Origin of the sequence: Candidatus Pelagibacter sp. HIMB1521 (assembly GCF_052047875.1) — a bacterium.
In the GTDB taxonomy this organism is placed as follows: domain Bacteria; phylum Pseudomonadota; class Alphaproteobacteria; order Pelagibacterales; family Pelagibacteraceae; genus Pelagibacter.
This window is the reverse complement of record NZ_JBNAIZ010000007.1, coordinates 79,658-96,283: the sequence shown is the minus strand read 5'-3', so window position 1 is coordinate 96,283 and position 16,626 is coordinate 79,658. Positions and strand designations below refer to the sequence as shown.

Annotated in this window: 16 protein-coding genes; 11 read left to right on the top strand and 5 right to left on the bottom strand. The window is 31.3% G+C overall.

Going from position 1 to position 16,626, the window contains the following annotated elements; all coding sequences use genetic code 11:
- On the bottom strand, positions 1 to 684 hold a 684-nt coding region (locus tag ACTTA5_RS04045; RefSeq protein ID WP_440648132.1), incomplete at its 3' end, for an MATE family efflux transporter.
- 16 nt (positions 685 to 700) lie between these two features.
- Entirely contained in the window at positions 701 to 1,228 is a 528-nt protein-coding gene (locus ACTTA5_RS04040) for a cytochrome b (RefSeq protein WP_440648130.1), read from the bottom strand.
- Between ACTTA5_RS04040 and ACTTA5_RS04035 the strand changes: the two genes are divergently transcribed.
- The 3 genes from ACTTA5_RS04035 to ACTTA5_RS04025 all read left to right on the top strand — a co-directional run bounded on the left by ACTTA5_RS04035 (position 1,223) and on the right by ACTTA5_RS04025 (position 4,728).
- Complete coding sequence (locus ACTTA5_RS04035; RefSeq protein WP_440648128.1) at positions 1,223 to 1,690, top strand: c-type cytochrome; 468 nt, start codon at positions 1,223 to 1,225, stop codon at positions 1,688 to 1,690. The genes ACTTA5_RS04040 and ACTTA5_RS04035 overlap by 6 nt on opposite strands.
- 78 nt (positions 1,691 to 1,768) lie before the next feature.
- The gene (locus ACTTA5_RS04030) at positions 1,769 to 4,198 is read left to right on the top strand and encodes an FAD-dependent oxidoreductase (protein ID WP_440648126.1); all 2,430 of its coding nucleotides are present in this window, start codon (positions 1,769 to 1,771) and stop codon (positions 4,196 to 4,198) included.
- An 8-nt stretch (positions 4,199 to 4,206) separates the two neighbouring features.
- Entirely contained in the window at positions 4,207 to 4,728 is a 522-nt protein-coding gene (locus ACTTA5_RS04025; protein WP_440618226.1) for a hypothetical protein, read from the top strand.
- 284 nt (positions 4,729 to 5,012) lie between these two features.
- On the opposite strand, the gene ACTTA5_RS04020 is transcribed toward ACTTA5_RS04025, so the two are convergent.
- The 3 genes from ACTTA5_RS04020 to ACTTA5_RS04010 are packed head-to-tail and all read right to left on the bottom strand — an operon-like array spanning position 5,013 to position 8,266.
- Positions 5,013 to 5,870, bottom strand: a complete 858-nt coding sequence (locus tag ACTTA5_RS04020; protein ID WP_440648124.1) for an NAD(P)-dependent oxidoreductase — start codon at positions 5,868 to 5,870, stop codon at positions 5,013 to 5,015.
- 13 nt (positions 5,871 to 5,883) lie between these two features.
- Positions 5,884 to 6,747 (bottom strand): DMT family transporter, encoded by an 864-nt coding sequence (locus tag ACTTA5_RS04015; RefSeq protein WP_440648122.1) that lies wholly within the window; start codon positions 6,745 to 6,747, stop codon positions 5,884 to 5,886.
- A gap of 13 nt (positions 6,748 to 6,760) precedes the next feature.
- The gene (locus ACTTA5_RS04010; RefSeq protein ID WP_440648120.1) at positions 6,761 to 8,266 is read right to left on the bottom strand and encodes a UxaA family hydrolase; all 1,506 of its coding nucleotides are present in this window, start codon (positions 8,264 to 8,266) and stop codon (positions 6,761 to 6,763) included.
- 46 nt (positions 8,267 to 8,312) lie between these two features.
- Here ACTTA5_RS04010 and ACTTA5_RS04005 point away from each other — a divergent pair, with 46 nt between their 5' ends.
- From ACTTA5_RS04005 to ACTTA5_RS03970, 8 genes are all read left to right on the top strand, one after another.
- Positions 8,313 to 10,097 (top strand): IlvD/Edd family dehydratase, encoded by a 1,785-nt coding sequence (locus tag ACTTA5_RS04005; RefSeq protein ID WP_440648118.1) that lies wholly within the window; start codon positions 8,313 to 8,315, stop codon positions 10,095 to 10,097.
- Positions 10,098 to 11,066, top strand: a complete 969-nt coding sequence (locus ACTTA5_RS04000; RefSeq protein WP_440648116.1) for a 2-hydroxyacid dehydrogenase — start codon at positions 10,098 to 10,100, stop codon at positions 11,064 to 11,066.
- A gap of 124 nt (positions 11,067 to 11,190) precedes the next feature.
- Positions 11,191 to 12,207, top strand: a complete 1,017-nt coding sequence (gene dctP / locus ACTTA5_RS03995) for a TRAP transporter substrate-binding protein DctP (protein WP_262590472.1) — start codon at positions 11,191 to 11,193, stop codon at positions 12,205 to 12,207.
- Between the two features lie 59 nt (positions 12,208 to 12,266).
- A complete protein-coding gene (locus ACTTA5_RS03990) occupies positions 12,267 to 12,836 on the top strand; it encodes a TRAP transporter small permease subunit (RefSeq protein WP_440648114.1) in 570 nt (189 codons plus the stop codon).
- Position 12,837: 1 nt separating this feature from the next.
- On the top strand, positions 12,838 to 14,154 hold the full coding sequence (locus ACTTA5_RS03985) for a TRAP transporter large permease (protein WP_440648112.1): 1,317 nt from the start codon (positions 12,838 to 12,840) through the stop codon (positions 14,152 to 14,154).
- Complete coding sequence (locus ACTTA5_RS03980; RefSeq protein WP_440648110.1) at positions 14,151 to 15,020, top strand: NAD(P)-dependent oxidoreductase; 870 nt, start codon at positions 14,151 to 14,153, stop codon at positions 15,018 to 15,020. The genes ACTTA5_RS03985 and ACTTA5_RS03980 overlap by 4 nt, the downstream gene beginning before the upstream one ends.
- Positions 15,017 to 15,760, top strand: a complete 744-nt coding sequence (locus ACTTA5_RS03975; RefSeq protein ID WP_440648108.1) for an SDR family oxidoreductase — start codon at positions 15,017 to 15,019, stop codon at positions 15,758 to 15,760. The genes ACTTA5_RS03980 and ACTTA5_RS03975 overlap by 4 nt, the downstream gene beginning before the upstream one ends.
- 21 nt (positions 15,761 to 15,781) lie before the next feature.
- Positions 15,782 to 16,624, top strand: a complete 843-nt coding sequence (locus ACTTA5_RS03970) for a fumarylacetoacetate hydrolase family protein (protein WP_440648106.1) — start codon at positions 15,782 to 15,784, stop codon at positions 16,622 to 16,624.
- Positions 16,625 to 16,626: the final 2 nt, after the last annotated feature.

The following is a 16,626-nucleotide window of genomic DNA, read 5'->3' as shown; positions in this document are numbered from 1 at the left end:
ATTTAGATCAACAATTTCTCTTATTATAAAATTAATTTTTGTAAGCTTTTTTAAATAAAAAAAAGTATAAATTAAAAAAACAGTAGAGGTAATTATCCCAGAAAAAAGAGTTCCATAAGCAACACCTTTAATATTTAAATTGTATTGAGTTACGAGAATTATGCTCGATATAATATTTAATATTGAGAAAAACCCCACTGCAATACTTGAAATTTTAGTTTTTTGTAATCCAACAAAAAGACCTGTTATAATATAAAGAGTAAGTTCACCTGGAGCTGAATAAATTCTAATTTTAAAATATTCCTCATAAAAAGAAGTAGTTTGTGAATTTAGATCAAATATTTGTAAACTTATTTTAAGAATTAAATTTTGAGCAAAAAATAAGACAATAGAAAGTATAATTACAAATAACAAATTTCTTAAAACAATATTAATAATTTCTTTATAATTTTCAGCTCCATTAGCTTGAGAGACCATACCGACAGTTCCCATTCTTAGAAATCCAAAACTCCAAAAAATCATTGAAAATAAATTTGCTGCAACAGAAGTCGCAGATAAATAAGAAACATTACCCAAGTTACCCATTAAAGACGTATCGATAATTGCCACTAATGGAATAGCCAAGTTGGCAAAAAATATTGGAATAGATAATTTTAAAATATATCCAATAGATGATTTTTCCATGTCTGATGATTAATTATTATAATATTTTTTTTAATAAATTTTCTTTAAAGAATAATTTATGAATTATTACGGCACTTACATGTAAAGCAACTAAACCAATAAGTAGATAGTTTGATATTATATGAATATTATAAAATTGATCAGCAAGTTCAAAATTGTCTTTTATTTTTATTTCTTTTAAAAAAATCACCAAAGGTTCACCATTAAATAGTTTTTTCAATATTCCTGAAATAGTTATTGATAAGACTGCAATGTATAACAACAAATGATTGAGTTTAGCAATAAACCTTTGCCCCATAAAAGTAGCAGGTCCTAACTTTGGAACAGGATTAATCAAATTATTAAGTAATCTAAAAATTATAACGTAAAATATTCCAAGACCAATCAATACATGAATGTTTTCAATAGTTATTCTGTTTTCACCAAAATCTAAACCAACTAAATAAAAGCCAAGAGGAATTTGAATTAAAAGCAAGATTGCACTTAACCAGTGCATTAACTTTGAAATCAGTCCATATTCTGTTAAGGTGTTCTTAACATGCATAACTTATTAAAACATACCAAGAAGATCTTTGGTACAATAATATTATCTTTAATTATGGTGTTTTCTGGCTCATTAGCTAATGCTGAGTTGTCAGTAGAAGATATTATTAAAAGTAGAAAAGCACTATTTAGTAAGAATTATAGTACCGCTAAGAGGGTACAATCTTTTTCTTCAAATGGAGATTTTGATGAAGCGATAGAACTAATGAAAGAAATGAGTGAAAATTACATTACTTTATTAGATCTATTTCCAGAAAATTCTAAAGAAGGATTTAAAACAGAAGCACTACCTGTAATTTGGGAAGAAAAAGATGCTTTCAATGCATTAATGCAAAAATCTGCTGATAATATGATCAAACTCACTTCTATTATAGAAGATGCAGATGATATTAGAGGAACTCTAGGAAAATTAATGTGGGCAAATTGTAAGGCCTGTCATTCCAAATATAGAAAACAGCATTAATAAATTCATATACCCATTTTGGTTAATTAAAATTTATTTTGTTTAATTAATTTAAAATCTAAGTAGTTTCATTTTTTTATGGATAAAATTCAGTCTCACGCAAAGCTCGTAATTGTTGGTGGTGGAATAATGGGAGTTAGTTTGCTCTACCATCTTACAAAAGAAGGATGGAGTGATGTCGTATTGATTGAAAAAAGTGAACTTACTTCAGGATCAACTTGGCATGCTGCAGGTCAATGTCCTCATATGTTAACGAGTTTAAATCTTGCCAAAATACATCTTCATTCAACTAACCTTTATAAGTCACTAGAAAAAGAAACTGAACAACCAACAGGATTTCATGAAACAGGAAGTTTAAGGTTAGCATATACCAAAGAGGATCTTGAGTGGTTTGATTATACTAAAGGAATTTTAGATATAGCTGGTTCTCCATGTTCAATTATATCAACAGAAGAAATTCATCAATATCATCCTTTTATAAAGTTAGATGGAATTAAAGGTGCTTTTTTAACTCCAGAAGATGGCTACACAGATCCAACTAGCACTACAAATGCAATGGCTAAAGGAGCAAGAAATGGAGGAGCCAAAATTTACAGAAAAAATAGAGTAACTGATATTGAACAATTGCCTTCAGAAGAGTGGAAAGTAATTACTGAAAAGGGTGACATTGTTTGTGAGCATGTTGTTAATGCTGCAGGAAGTTTTTGTCCAGAAGTAGCACAGATGGTTGGTTTAAAAAATGTTCCAAGTATAAACATGATCCATCAATACTTAGTTACAGAAGCACATCCTGAAATAGAAAAATTAAGTAAAGAATTGCCAGTTGTGAGAGATCCAGACTCTTCTTCTTATCTAAGACAAGAGGGCAAAGGACTTTTAATTGGTCCTTATGAAAAAGATGTAGCAGCTTGGGCTTTAGATGGAATGGATTGGAAATTTGATATGGAGTTATTAGATCCAGATCTTGATAGAATTGCAGAACACTTAGAAAAAGGAATGGATCGTATTCCACAGTTTAAAGATGTAGGTATTAAAAGAATTATATGTGGTCCTATTACACATACTCCTGATGATAATTTTTTAGCTGGTCCTGCACCTGGACTAAAAAACTTTTGGATGTTTTGTGCAGCAAGTATTGGAATTGCTCATGGAGGGGGAGCTGGAAAATACATGGCTCAGTGGATTGTGCATGGTGACTCAGAAATAAACATGATGGAATTTGAACCAAGAAGATACATGAGCTGGGTTGATAAAAATTATTCAGTTGAAAAATCAAAAGAGCAATATCGAAGAATGTATGTAACTCCAATGCCTAATGATGTTGTAGAGGTTGGAAGACCAATGAAAACAACGCCAATTTACCAAAAGTTGAAAGAAAAAGGTGCTGAATATTTTGATTTATATGGATGGGAAAAACCAGCTTGGTTTAATAAAGATAATACTAAAGAAGAATTAAGTTATAAAAGAAATAATTTATTTCCTATAATTCAAAAAGAATGTCTACATGTTCATAACAATGTAGGCTTGATAGATCTATCAACTTTTTCAAAATACGAAATTACTGGAGAAGATAGTTATAACTTTTTAGAAAGACTTTGTGTTAATAGACTTCCAAAAAAAGATGGAAGTATTGTTTTAACTCATCTTTTAAATGATATTGGAAGAATTCAAACTGAACTAACTTTAACCAAATTAAAAGATAACCATTATTACGCATTATCAGGTGCAGTATCAGAAATTAGAGATTTGGATTGGCTAAATCAGAATAAAAAAGAAAACGAAAAAGTTGAAATTAAAAATATAACTTTAGACAAAGGTGTAATTGGTATCATAGGACCAAAATCAAGAATGGTTTTGCAAAAATTAACAGATACAGATTTAGGAAATGAAAATTTCCCTTGGTTAAAAAGTAAGGAAATAAGTTTAGGTAACATTAATGTAACAGCTTTAAGAGTAAACTATATGGGCGAACTAGGTTGGGAATTGCATCATGACTTTAAAGACATGGAAAAACTATATGAGTTATTAAGCGAAGCTGGTAAGGAATTTGATATTATAGATTTTGGAGCTCATGCAATGAATTCTATGAGGATTGAGAAGGGATACAGAGGTTGGGGGTTAGAATTAACTCCAGAAATTAGCGTAGTTGAAGCAGGCTTGGAAAGGTTTTTTAATACTGAAAAAAAATCTGAATTTAAAGGATCCAAAATTGTATCGAATTTAATAAAAAATGGTCCAAAAATTAAATTAGTTTATATGGAAGTTGGTGCTGTAGATGCAGATGCTCATGGAAATGAACCAATTTACTCTAATGGTAATTTAGTGGGTCTCACTACATCAGGGGCTTATGGGTATAGAGTAAACAAAAGTTTAGCCTTTGGATATGTCAAAACTGAATTTGCTAAAGTTGGAAATGAGTTTTTGATTAAAATCCAAGGAAAAGATGTTAAATCAAAAGTTATTGATGAACCTGCTTTTGATTTAAATAACGACAGGCTAAAGTCTTAAAATAAACAATGCTTCCAGTATCAGTAACAGATCATATAGAGGAATACGTTTCTCAAGAGATATATGTTCAGGTTGCAATAATTAAGGGTAAAGAAAAAATTTCTACAGATTCAGCAATCAAAAAATATTTTATTAGTAATCATTTTAAAGAATTAAGTTTAGGAAAACCTTATGATCATTTTATTGATGGTTTAAGAGACAAATGTTTAGGCAAATTAAAAAATTCTCCTATGAGAAACACAGAAACTGATGATGAAACAATTATAATGTTACAAAAAAAATTAAATGAATTAAGTGAAGTAGAATTAGAGGATACTTACTGGGAAATTGAAACTGGAGAATTTTTTTCAGGTGAACAAATTAAAGAGTTAGAAAAAGATCGAGATATGTTAATTACAAAATTAAACTCAACAGATGAAAACGAAGTTGTAAAAACAATTTTTAACTTTTGTGAAATTTATGAAAAGTTATGTGAAAAAAAATATCCTGAAGCACCACTTCCGCTAGAAATATTAAAGTCTAAAAATTAATTTTTTTAAGGGTTCGCTCTTTAGTTGATACCTAAAGAGCTCCCTTTTTATCGCCTCTTTGGCATTAAATCCAAACGGATTTTATTATTTTAAGTTTTTTTATATCTAAAGATCTTCAGCTAAGTATCAGGTGGTAGCAATTTTAACATAAACCTCCTTCATATAAAAAGGTAATTATATCAAAATTATTTTCAATAAATTTATTTGTATTTAATGCAAATATATAAGTTGAATACAACCTACTGCTTTAGTAGATTCCCGATATCTTATTTAACTTCCTTCAATTATTTTTTATTAATTAATTCACTAATAAAGTTTTCTCCATAACCATCATCTACAGCTTTTTGAAAATAATTTTTATTTAGTTCAGCAACTTTTTCAGCTTCAGGAAAATCTTTTAAAAGATCCTGAATGTAAGTTAAATCTTTAACAGAGTTACTTGCAGTAAATTTAAATCCTGTGTAATCACCTTTAAGTAAATTATCAAAAACTCTGTTCAGAGCCGCAGAGTTTCCAGATCCTAGCTTCGCAACATCAAATACTTTTTTTAGATCTAATCCTAATCCAGTAGCACATTTTGCTAAATGATTTACTAATGCTCCATTTCCTAAAGATAAAAAATTATTTAAAAGTTTTGATTTTGCGCCCATACCTACTGGACCAAAATGAAAATAATCTTTACAAAATATATTAAAATAAGGCTCTGCTATTCTAAAATTATCATCTGACGCTCCGACAATACCGCCTAAAACACCTTCTTCTGCTTGAACAGGTCCACCCATTACTGGACATTCAACGTAGTTGATATTATTTGATTTAAAAATTGCCTCAGTTTCAATAGAGCCAGTTTTATTGTGAGTAGTAATATCAATCACAATTGTTTTATTACTTAATATATTTGATAATTTTTCTGAAATAGATTTTGCAATAGGTGTGTTGGTAACACACATAAATAAAGCATCTAAATTTTTAGACGCAAAATCTTTAAATGACTTAACTTCTTCAGCTCCCTCACTTACTATCTTTTCAATAGGTTTGCGATTTTTGTTAGCAATTACAAAAAGATTATTTTTGTGCTTAATGATGTTTTTAGCAATTCCATAACCCATATAACCAACACCAATAAAACCAATATTTTTCATCCAACCTCCTAATTTAACTTTTTTTACCTTCAGTTCTTATAAATAATAAACCAAATATTATTACACCCACAACACCCACAATCTTATTTACATCAAAAGGTACACCAAAAATGAAAAAATTAAAAATTGTAGACCAAACTAATTGAGAATATTGAAAATTTGTTACAAAAGATAAATTTGATAATTGAATTGCATATATAATTAAAGAGTGGCTCACAAAGCCTGCAATACCAAGTAGTGCTAAATATAACCAAAAAATATTATTACTTAATGGTTCCCAGTTAAAAAAAATATAAACACTAAATATTATTGCTCCCAAAATAGAAGTATAAAATATTGCTGCAAATGGATCGTTATCACTAGATACAACTTTTGTAAAAAATTGGTAAAGCGCCCAACATATAGGTGGAACGATTGGAAAAATTAAATCTACACTAAATATTTTCATGCTAGGACTTAAAGAATAAACAATTGAACTGAAACTAAGGAGCATCAAAAGAATTCCTTTAAAAGTCAAAATATCTTTTAAAAAATAAGCAGAAAGCAAAGCAACGATTAATGGGGCTGTAAAGAAAACTACATAAATATCTACTAGGTCAAACTTTTGAAGTGAAAAAAACATAAACGATGTAGCTGTCACCATTAATGTTGATCTAATTATTTGAACTTTAAAATTTTTTTTTAAGTTTACTTTTGGCTTAAATATTAAAAAAAATACAATTAAAGATACTAAATGAAAAAAAAATCTTCCCCAAATAGCCTGTGTAACAGGCATGACTGTTCCTAGGTATTTTGCAGTAGAATCCATACAAACAAACATAAAGAAACCACCAGCAGCTAATAAAATTACGTTTAATAAAGATGTTTGATTTTGCACTTTAGGAAATTTTTTACATTACAACGCCTACTTGCCAAGGATTAAACTCCTCGTCACCGTAGCCATTGATTTCACTCTTAGATTTATTTCCTGATGCAGTATTTACTACTAATTCAAATATTTTTTGACCAACTTCTTCAACTTTTTCTTTTCCTTCAGCTATTGTTCCACAATTAATATCCATATCTTCCGACATTCTTTCAAACATTGCTGAGTTGGTTGATAGTTTTAAACTTGGAACTGGTTTACATCCAAAACAAGACCCTCTTCCAGTTGTAAAACAAATTACATTTGCTCCTGATGCAACTTGCCCTGTAACAGATACCGGATCATATCCAGGTGAATCCATAAAATTGAAACCTTTATTTTTTAAAGGTTCAGCATAATTCAATACATCTTGTAAAATTGAGTTTCCACCTTTAGCAACTGCTCCTAAAGATTTTTCTAAAATAGTTGTAAGCCCACCTTTTTTATTTCCAGGTGCTGGGTTGTTATCCATAGAACTATTGTTTATTGATGTATAATGTCTCCACCATTCAATTCTTTTAATTAATTTATCTGCAGTTTGTTGTGAATTAGCTCTATTAATTAACAAATGTTCTGCTCCATAAATTTCTGGAGTTTCTGATAAAATTGAACTTCCACCTTTTTTAACCAAAAGATCAGCAGCAACTCCTAATGCAGGATTAGCTGTAATTCCTGAATAACCATCAGATCCTCCACATTGTAAGGCTAAAGTTAAATGACTAACAGGCTGAGATGTTCTTTGAACATTATTTGCTTCAGATAACAGGTTTTTTATTTGAGATAATACTTTATCAACAATTTTTTTTGTTCCACCTTCATCTTGGATAGTTAAGAAGTGAATTCTGTTGTGCTTTTTAAGAGACTCATCAAATAAACTTACCTGAGCACATTCACACCCTAAACCAATAACAAAAACATGAGAAAAATTTGGATGATTTTTAAATCCATCTATAGTTCTCTGGAAAATTTGCATTCCCTCACTTTCAGTATTCATTCCACATCCTGTTGAGTGAGTAATAGGCACTATTCCATCTATATTTGGATAATCTTTTAAAATTTCTGAATACTTTATTTTTTCAACAATCATTTTTGTAACTGTTGCAGAGCAATTAACGGTACTAACTATTCCAATATAATTTCTTGTGGCTACTTGGCCGTTATCTCTTAAAATTCCATTGAAAAAAGTATCTGCTTTTTCGTCAACATTGTGTGATTTATCAGTTACTTTGAAATCTCTTTTAAATTCTCTAAATTCTAAATTATGAGAGTGAACATGCTCTCCTGGTTTAATATCATTTAAAGCAAATCCAATAATTTGATCATATTTGATAATAGGATCACCTTTTTTAATCTCTTTTAAACATACTTTGTGACCAAAAGGGATTGGATCCAACGTACTTATATTATGTCCTTCAATTTTTGTTTTTTCTGGTATGATAAATTGACTTACGCCAACATTGTCATTGCCATTTAAAACTATTAGATTATTCATAAATTTATTATATAACCAATAACTTAAACAAACCATTATATTAATTATGCCTAAAAAAAGAAAAAAGAGTTTCCGAAGTCAACAGTGGTTCAATAATCCAAAAAACCCTGACATGACGGCTTTATATTTAGAAAGGTACTTAAATTATGGTCTTACAAGAAAAGAATTGCAATCTGGAAATCCAATTATAGGTATTGCTCAATCAGGCAGTGATCTTTCTCCATGTAACAGACATTTTATGTCTTTAACAAAAAGAATTAAAGATGGGATCAGAAGAGCTGGAGGAATTCCAATGGAATTTCCAACTCATCCTATTCAAGAAACTGGAAAAAGACCAACAGCTATGTTGGACAGAAATCTATCTTATTTATCTTTGGTAGAAGTTTTGTATGGTTATCCAATCGATGGAGTTATTTTAACTACAGGGTGTGATAAAACTACTCCTGCAGCATTAATGGCAGCAGCCACAGTTAATATTCCCGCAATAGTTCTTTCAGGTGGCCCAATGTTAGATGGAGTTTACAAAGGAAAACTTGCCGGATCTGGATTAGTAGTTTGGGAAGCTAGAAAAATGTTAGCTAAGGGAGAAATTAAATACGAAGAATTTATGGACATGGTTGCATCTTCTGCGCCAAGCGCTGGTCATTGCAATACTATGGGAACAGCATCTTCTATGAATTCAGTTGCAGAAGCTTTAGGAATGTCTCTACCTGGAGGAGCTGTAATTCCTGCACCTTATAGAGAAAGAGAACAGATTTCATATGAAACAGGACAAAGAATTGTTGGAATGGTTCATGAAGATTTAACACCATCAAAAATTATGACACGTAAAGCATTTGAAAACGCAGTAGTAGTTGCAAGCGCAATAGGCGGATCAAGTAACTGCACAACACATTTAAGTGCAATAGCTAAACACATGGGAATTAAGTTTGATTTATCTGATTGGCAAAAATTAGGTCATAATATTCCTTTGCTAGTAAACTGCCAGCCAGCTGGTGAATATTTAATGGAAAGTTTTCACAGAGCAGGTGCAATACCAGCGGTTATGAAAGAATTAATTAAGAATAAAAAAATTCATACCAACATAAAGACTGTAACTGGAAAGACAGTAGGTGAAAATTTGAAAAAAAAAATTGATGTAGATAGCAAAGTGATCAAAACATTTAAAAATGCTCTAACAGAAAAAGCTGGTTTCTTAGTTATGAGAAGTAATTTCTTCTCATCTGCAATAATGAAAACATCAGTAATCAGTAAAGAATTTAGAGATCAATATTTATCAAACCCTAAACACCCTAATGCTTTTGAGTGTAAGGCGATTGTTTTTGAAGGTCCTGAAGATTACCATAAAAGACTTAATGATAAGAAATTAAAAATTGATGAGAACTCAATATTAATTGTTAGAGGATGTGGTCCAGTAGGTTACCCTGGTTCTGCAGAAGTAGTTAATATGCAACCACCTGACAGGTTGTTAAAAAAAGGTATTAGACATCTGCCTACTTTAGGAGACGGAAGGCAAAGTGGAACATCTGAAAGTCCTTCAATACTTCATGTGTCACCAGAGTCTGCAGTTGGAGGAGATTTAGGAATAGTCAAAACAAGTGATAAAATTAAAATTGATCTAAATAAAAGAAGAGTTGATTTACTAATTTCTCAGGCTGAGTTTAAGAAGCGAAGAAAAAATAGAAAGAAATTTAAAGCAAATAATCAAACTCCTTGGCAAGAAATATTCAGAAATACAGTAGGTCAATTAGATGATGGTGCTTGTATTAATTCTAGAGGAAAATACTTGGATGTATCTCATACAAAAGGTTTACCTAGAGACTCACATTAAATGAAATCTAAGATATTAGTTTCTAGAAAAATTTCAGATTTAGCAGAAGAAAAATTAAGCAAAGAATTTGATGTAACATTAAATCCAAAAGACGAACCAATTCCAGAAAGCGAGTTAATTAAGATAATAAACGACTATGATGGGATGATTTCTACAGGGTTTGATAAAATTGGAGAAAATTTTTTCAATAATCTAAATGGTAAATTAAAAATCATTGCTCAGGTAGGAGTAGGGTACGATAATATTTCTGTTAACTCTGCTTTAGAAAAAAAAATAAAAGTTACCAATACACCTAACGTATTAAACGAAGCTGTTGCAGAGCTAACTATTCTTTTAATATTAGCTGCCTCAAGAAGAATTGGTGAAGCTTATAATTTAGTTAGAACTGATAATTGGAAAAATCAAAAACCTGACTTAATTAAATTTATGATTGGTAACTCAGTTACTGGCAAAACTTTAGGTATTATTGGTATGGGACGAATAGGACGAATGGCTGCTAAAAGTGCAAAAGCATTTGGCATGAAAATAATTTATTATAATAGAAACAAGTTGTCTGCAGATTTAGAGGATGGTGCAAAATATTATTCAGATTTAAATTCAATGTTACCAAATTGCGATTTTGTAAGTATACACACACCAGCTACCGCAGAAACAAAATACATTCTTAATAAAGATACAATTAGCTTATTACCAAAACATGCTGTTATTATAAACACATCAAGAGGTTCAACAATAGATGACGATGCATTGATTGATGCATTAGAAAATAAAAAAATTTATGCAGCTGGTTTAGATGTTTTTAACAATGAACCAAATTTAGATAATAGATATTTAAAATTAGATAACTGTTTTGTTCTTCCTCATGTAGGTAGTGCGACACATGAAACACGTCTTGCAATGAGCATGATGGCGGTAGACAATATCTATTGTTTTTTTAATGAAAAACCTTTGATTTCAGAAGTAGTTTAGAACAATTCTATTCTCTGTGTTTATAAAATATATATAATTTCTATATATAATAACTAAACTGATTTAATTGAAATAGAAAATCATTTATGATTAACTTTCAAAAAACATAAACGAGAGGAAGATAATGTTTAAATTAATATCTAAAACTTTAGCAGCGGTGGCTATGGTTTCAGTTGCTTTATTTGGCTCTGCAAATGCAAAGACTTTAAAGATTGAAACTCACTTTACTGCTAGCTCACCAAATGGTGAAGTTGCGGCTCAGTTCGCAAAAAATGTAGAAAAGTTTTCTGGTGGAAGCTTGAAAATTGAAATGTTCTACTCATCTTCAGTAACAGGTAAATCTGCTGAGGTATTTAACTCTGCACAAACTGGAATTATCGATTGTGATATGACTGGTGCTGGTTACCAAACTGGTAAAAATGCAGCGTTCCAATTCGCAGGTGATGTAATGGGTGGATACGATAACCCATACCAACAATATGAATTCTTGAACTACCCAGGTGCTCAAGATGCTGTTGATGCATTATACAACAAATATGGAATGACTTTAATTGGTTGGTGGATACCAGGACATGAGTCTTTAATATCTAGCAGACCAATTCCAGATGTTGCTTCATTGAAAGACTTTAAATTTAGATCACCTCCAGGAATGGAAAGTATGATCTTTACAACTTTAGGTGCGAAACCAATCGTTATGGACTTTGGTGAAGTACCTACAGCTTTACAAACTGGTCTAATCGATGGTGCTGACTATTCATCTTTAGCAACTAACTATGCTGGTGGACACTATGAGCAAAACAAATATGCTACATACCCAGGTTTCCACTCTATGCCGGCTGACCACTTAGCTTGTAACACAAAAGTATGGAACAAGTTAAAGCCTCATGAGCAAGGTGCTATGAAAGCAGGAATAGAAATCGCTGGAAGAACTATTACTAGCTTAGTTGAGAGAAAAAACGCTGAAGCTGTTAAAGCTTTAAATGAAATGGGCGTTACTCTTCATGACTGGTCTAGAGAAGATAGACTTAAATTCAGAACAGCTGCACTCGCTGCTTGGGAAGAATGGAAGACTAAATCTCCAGAAGCTGCGGCTTTAATCGAAATACACAAAGCTTACATGAAAGCTAATGGTATTATGTAATAAATAAATTTTGAAGGGCCTGAAAAGGCCCTTCGAATAAAATCTAAAATTTTTACTCAATGATAGATAAAGAGTTACAAGAACAGAATGAAAAAGTAGCGAGTAAAGATGATTTTCCAATTAATTGGATTGATAGAGTTTCCTTATTTTTAAGTCACACAATAAAATATTTAATTCCTGTAATTGTAATTGTGATGATGTACGAGATATTTATGAGGTATGTTTTATTTAAGCCTACTTTGTGGGCAAATGAATTATGTTTATGGCTAGCTGGTGTTTGTTATTTAGTTGGCGGAATATATGCAACAAGATTAAGAAGCCATATTAGAATAGTTTTGCTTTATGACTGGGTTGAAAGACCAACGCAAAGAATTTTTGACTTAATTAGTACTATAATTATTGTAGTTTTTGCAGCAGCTGTAATTTATGGAGGCTGGGAAGATGCCTACAGATCTTTTACTACTTGGGAGAGATTTGCTACTTATTGGGACCCTCCAATTCCTGCTACAATGAAACCACTTACACTTTTATGTGTATTTCTTATAGCTCTTCAATCTGTAAACAACCTAATTATTGATTGGAGAAATCCGAAAGAAAAACAATACGACCCATCTAAAGAATTGAAATAATATGGATATAGGATCGCTTTCAATAATACTAATAGTAGGATTATTATTATTAATTTCTATTGGTGTTCCGATGGGATTTGCATCAGGTTTCATGGGTGCAGTACTAGTATTTTTATACATAGGTGAGCATGCTTTAGGAATATTGCTTTCAAGGTATTACTCACTGGTTGTTACTTATTCATTTTTATCAGTACCTTTGTTTATTTTTATGGCCTCCTTGCTCGAACGCTCGAATATTGCACGAGATCTTTATGATGCTTTAAACGCGTGGTTAAGAAAAACTAGAGGTGGAGTAGGTGTAGTTACTGCAATCATGGCAACTATCATGGCTGCAATGAGTGGAATTATTGGAGGAGAAATAGTTTTGTTAGGGTTAATTGCATTACCTCAAATGTTAAGACTTAAATATGATCAAGACATGTCTATTGGTATTATTTGTGCATCTGGATCTTTAGGAACAATGATACCTCCATCAATTGTTTTAATTATTTATGGATTAACAACAGAGACTTCTATCACGATGTTATTCCAAGAAGCAATCATTCCGGGTTTAATGATCTCAGGTTTAATTATTACATACATACTTATTAGAACAAGGTTACAACCTCATTTAGCTCCATTGAGTGATGAGCCAGCTTTAACTTTAAAGGAAAAAATGTCTTACCTTCCAGGTCTACTTCCACCAATTGGAATTGTAATTATTGTATTAGGTTCAATTTATTCTGGAATGACTGGTATTACCGAAGCAGCAGGAATGGGTGTTGTTGCTACTTTAATTATTATTTTTGCTAGAAAAGAACTGACATGGTTTTTATTTAAAGATGCATTAACAAGAACTTTCAAAGCATCTGGAACGATTTTGACAATTACTTTTGGTGCAACAGTTTTAGCAGGAGCTTATTCACTTGCTGGAGGTCCAAAATATGTAGCAGAAACAATTTTAGCTTATGATTTGAAACCAATGTATTTAATTTTCATGATGCAGATTATGTTCTTAATCATGGGAGCATTTATGGATTGGGTTGGAATTGTATTGTTAGCAATGCCAGTATTTTTACCAATTGTAATTGCACTTGGTTTTGATCCGATTTGGTTTGGAATATTATTCTGTGTAAATATGCAGGTTTCATTTTTAAGTCCACCATTTGGGCCCGCCGCTTTCTATTTAAAATCGGTTGCTCCTCCACACATATCTTTAACAGATATCTTTAGAGGTTTTGCTCCGTTTATAGTAATTCAGTTAATTGTATTAGCATGTGTTATGTTCTTCCCTGAAGCAATGACGCAAAATTTCCACGAGTTTAAACCAAAACCATGATAACAATTGGATTTATTGGAACAGGCCTAATGGGCCTTCCAATGGCTAAAAATATATTAAAATCTGGATTTAAATTAAAAGCCTTTAATCGATCAATTGAAAAAGCAGAACCATTAAAAGAGTTTGGTGCAGAAATTTCAAAAACAATAAGTGATGTAGTTAAAGATAGTGATTTCGTCATTACCATGTTAACTGATGATAGTGCCGTAGATGCAATAACTTCTAGTTCAGATTTTCTAGACAACTTAAAATCAGGCTCAACAGTTATAGATATGAGTTCTGTAAAACCTACGACAGCAACAAAACATGGAACTAATTTAAAATCAAAAAATGTAAATTATTTAGATGCACCAGTTTCAGGAGGAACAATCGGAGCAGAAGAAGCTTCACTAGCCATCATGGTTGGCGGTGAACAAAGTATTTTTGATAAATCTGAAAAAATTTTAAAAGCAATGGGAAACCCAACATTAGTTGGACCTATTGGAAGTGGACAGGTATCAAAACTAGCAAATCAAATTGTTGTTGGAGTTACAATAGGAGCTGTTGCAGAAGCCATAACATTATGTGAAAAAGCTGGAGCAGATCCAAATAAATTAATCAAAGCTCTCTCAGGTGGATGGGCAGATAGTAAAATACTTCAAACACATGGAAAAAGAATGATAGATAAGGATTTCAGTCCAAAAGGAAAAACTTCAACCCATTTAAAAGATATGAATAATATTTTGGAATGTGCAAATTCTTATAATACCCATTTACCTATTTCAAATTTAGTTAAAGAAATGTATAAGACTTTAGTTGATAATGGTCATGGTAACACTGATCACAGTTCACTTTATAACGAAATTGAAAGGATAAATAAAAAATGAGCGGAAGACTTAATGGGAAACAAATTGTTGTAACAGCAGCAGGACAAGGAATTGGAAAAGCAACAGCAATTGCATTTCATAAAGAAGGAGCTCACGTAACAGCTACAGATTTAAATGACAAAACTTTAGCAGACTTAAATAAAGAATATCCAGATATTAAAGTTACCAAATTAGACTCAACTGATAACAACGCTATCTTAGAATTTACTAAAACTCTTAATAAAGTAGATGTATTGTTTAATGCGGTTGGATTTGTTCACCATGGAACAATATTGGAATGTGAAGAAAAAGATTGGGATTTTTCTTCTAATGTAAACGTCAAGTCGATGTATTTTATGTGTAAAGCTATTTTACCTTTAATGGTCAAACAAAATGGTGGAAGTATTATTAATATATCTTCATGTGCATCTAGCTTTAAAGGTTTTCCAAATAGATTTGTTTATGGGACAACTAAAGGTGCTGTTATCGGTTTAACCAAAGCAATTGCAGCAGATTTTGTAAAACAAAATATCAGATGTAATTCAATTGCTCCTGGAACAGTTTTCTCACCATCTTGGCAAGACAGAGTAAACCAGAGCCCAGATCCAGTTCAAGCAAAAAAAGATTTTATTGCAAGACAACCAATGGGAAGATTAGGAACTGCAGAAGAGATTGCTGCAGTTGCAGTTTATCTCGCAAGTGATGATGCAACATTTACAACAGGAACTACAATTTCTGTTGATGGTGGAATTTCAATATAATTTAATAACAGAAGGACAATTATGAAATTATTAAGAGTAGGTCAAAAAGGACAAGAAAAACCAGCGGCTTTAGACAATGATGGTAAAATTAGAGATATCAGTTCACATATTTCAGATTTAAATCCTGATCATTTAAATTTTGAAACTATTTCAAAATTACAAAGTGCTGATTTAGCAAGTCTTCCAGAGATATCTTCAAGTGAAAGAATTGGTTCATGTATTACAAAACCAGGAAAATTTATTGCAATTGGTTTAAACTTTTCAGATCACGCTGCCGAAACAGGAGCAGAAGTTCCGTCTGAGCCAATTACTTTTATGAAAGCAACAAGTTGTATCAATGGTCCTAACGATGATATCGAAATTGTGTCTGGTTCAAAAAAATTAGACTGGGAAGTAGAATTAGGAATTGTAATTGGAAAACATACAAAACATATTTCAGAAGCTCAATCACAAGATCACATTTTAGGATATTGTTTAGTAAACGATATTAGTGAAAGAGAATGGCAAATAGAAAAAATGGGTCAATGGGTTAAAGGAAAATCTCATGACACGTATGGACCAATCGGACCTTATTTAGTAACTAAAGATGAAATTGCTGACATTAATAATTTAAAAATGAGTTTAGATGTTAATGGTCAAAGAATGCAAACTGGAAACACTAATACTATGATCTTTAATGTTAACGTTATTGTATCTTATTTAAGTAAATTCATGTCATTACAGCCAGGAGATATAATTACAACTGGTACACCTCCAGGAGTTGGTATGGGAATGAAACCACAACAATTCTTAAAAGCTGGTGATACAATGAGATTATCAATTGAAAATTTAGGAGAGCAAAACTCCAAAGTAGTTGCTTTATAATC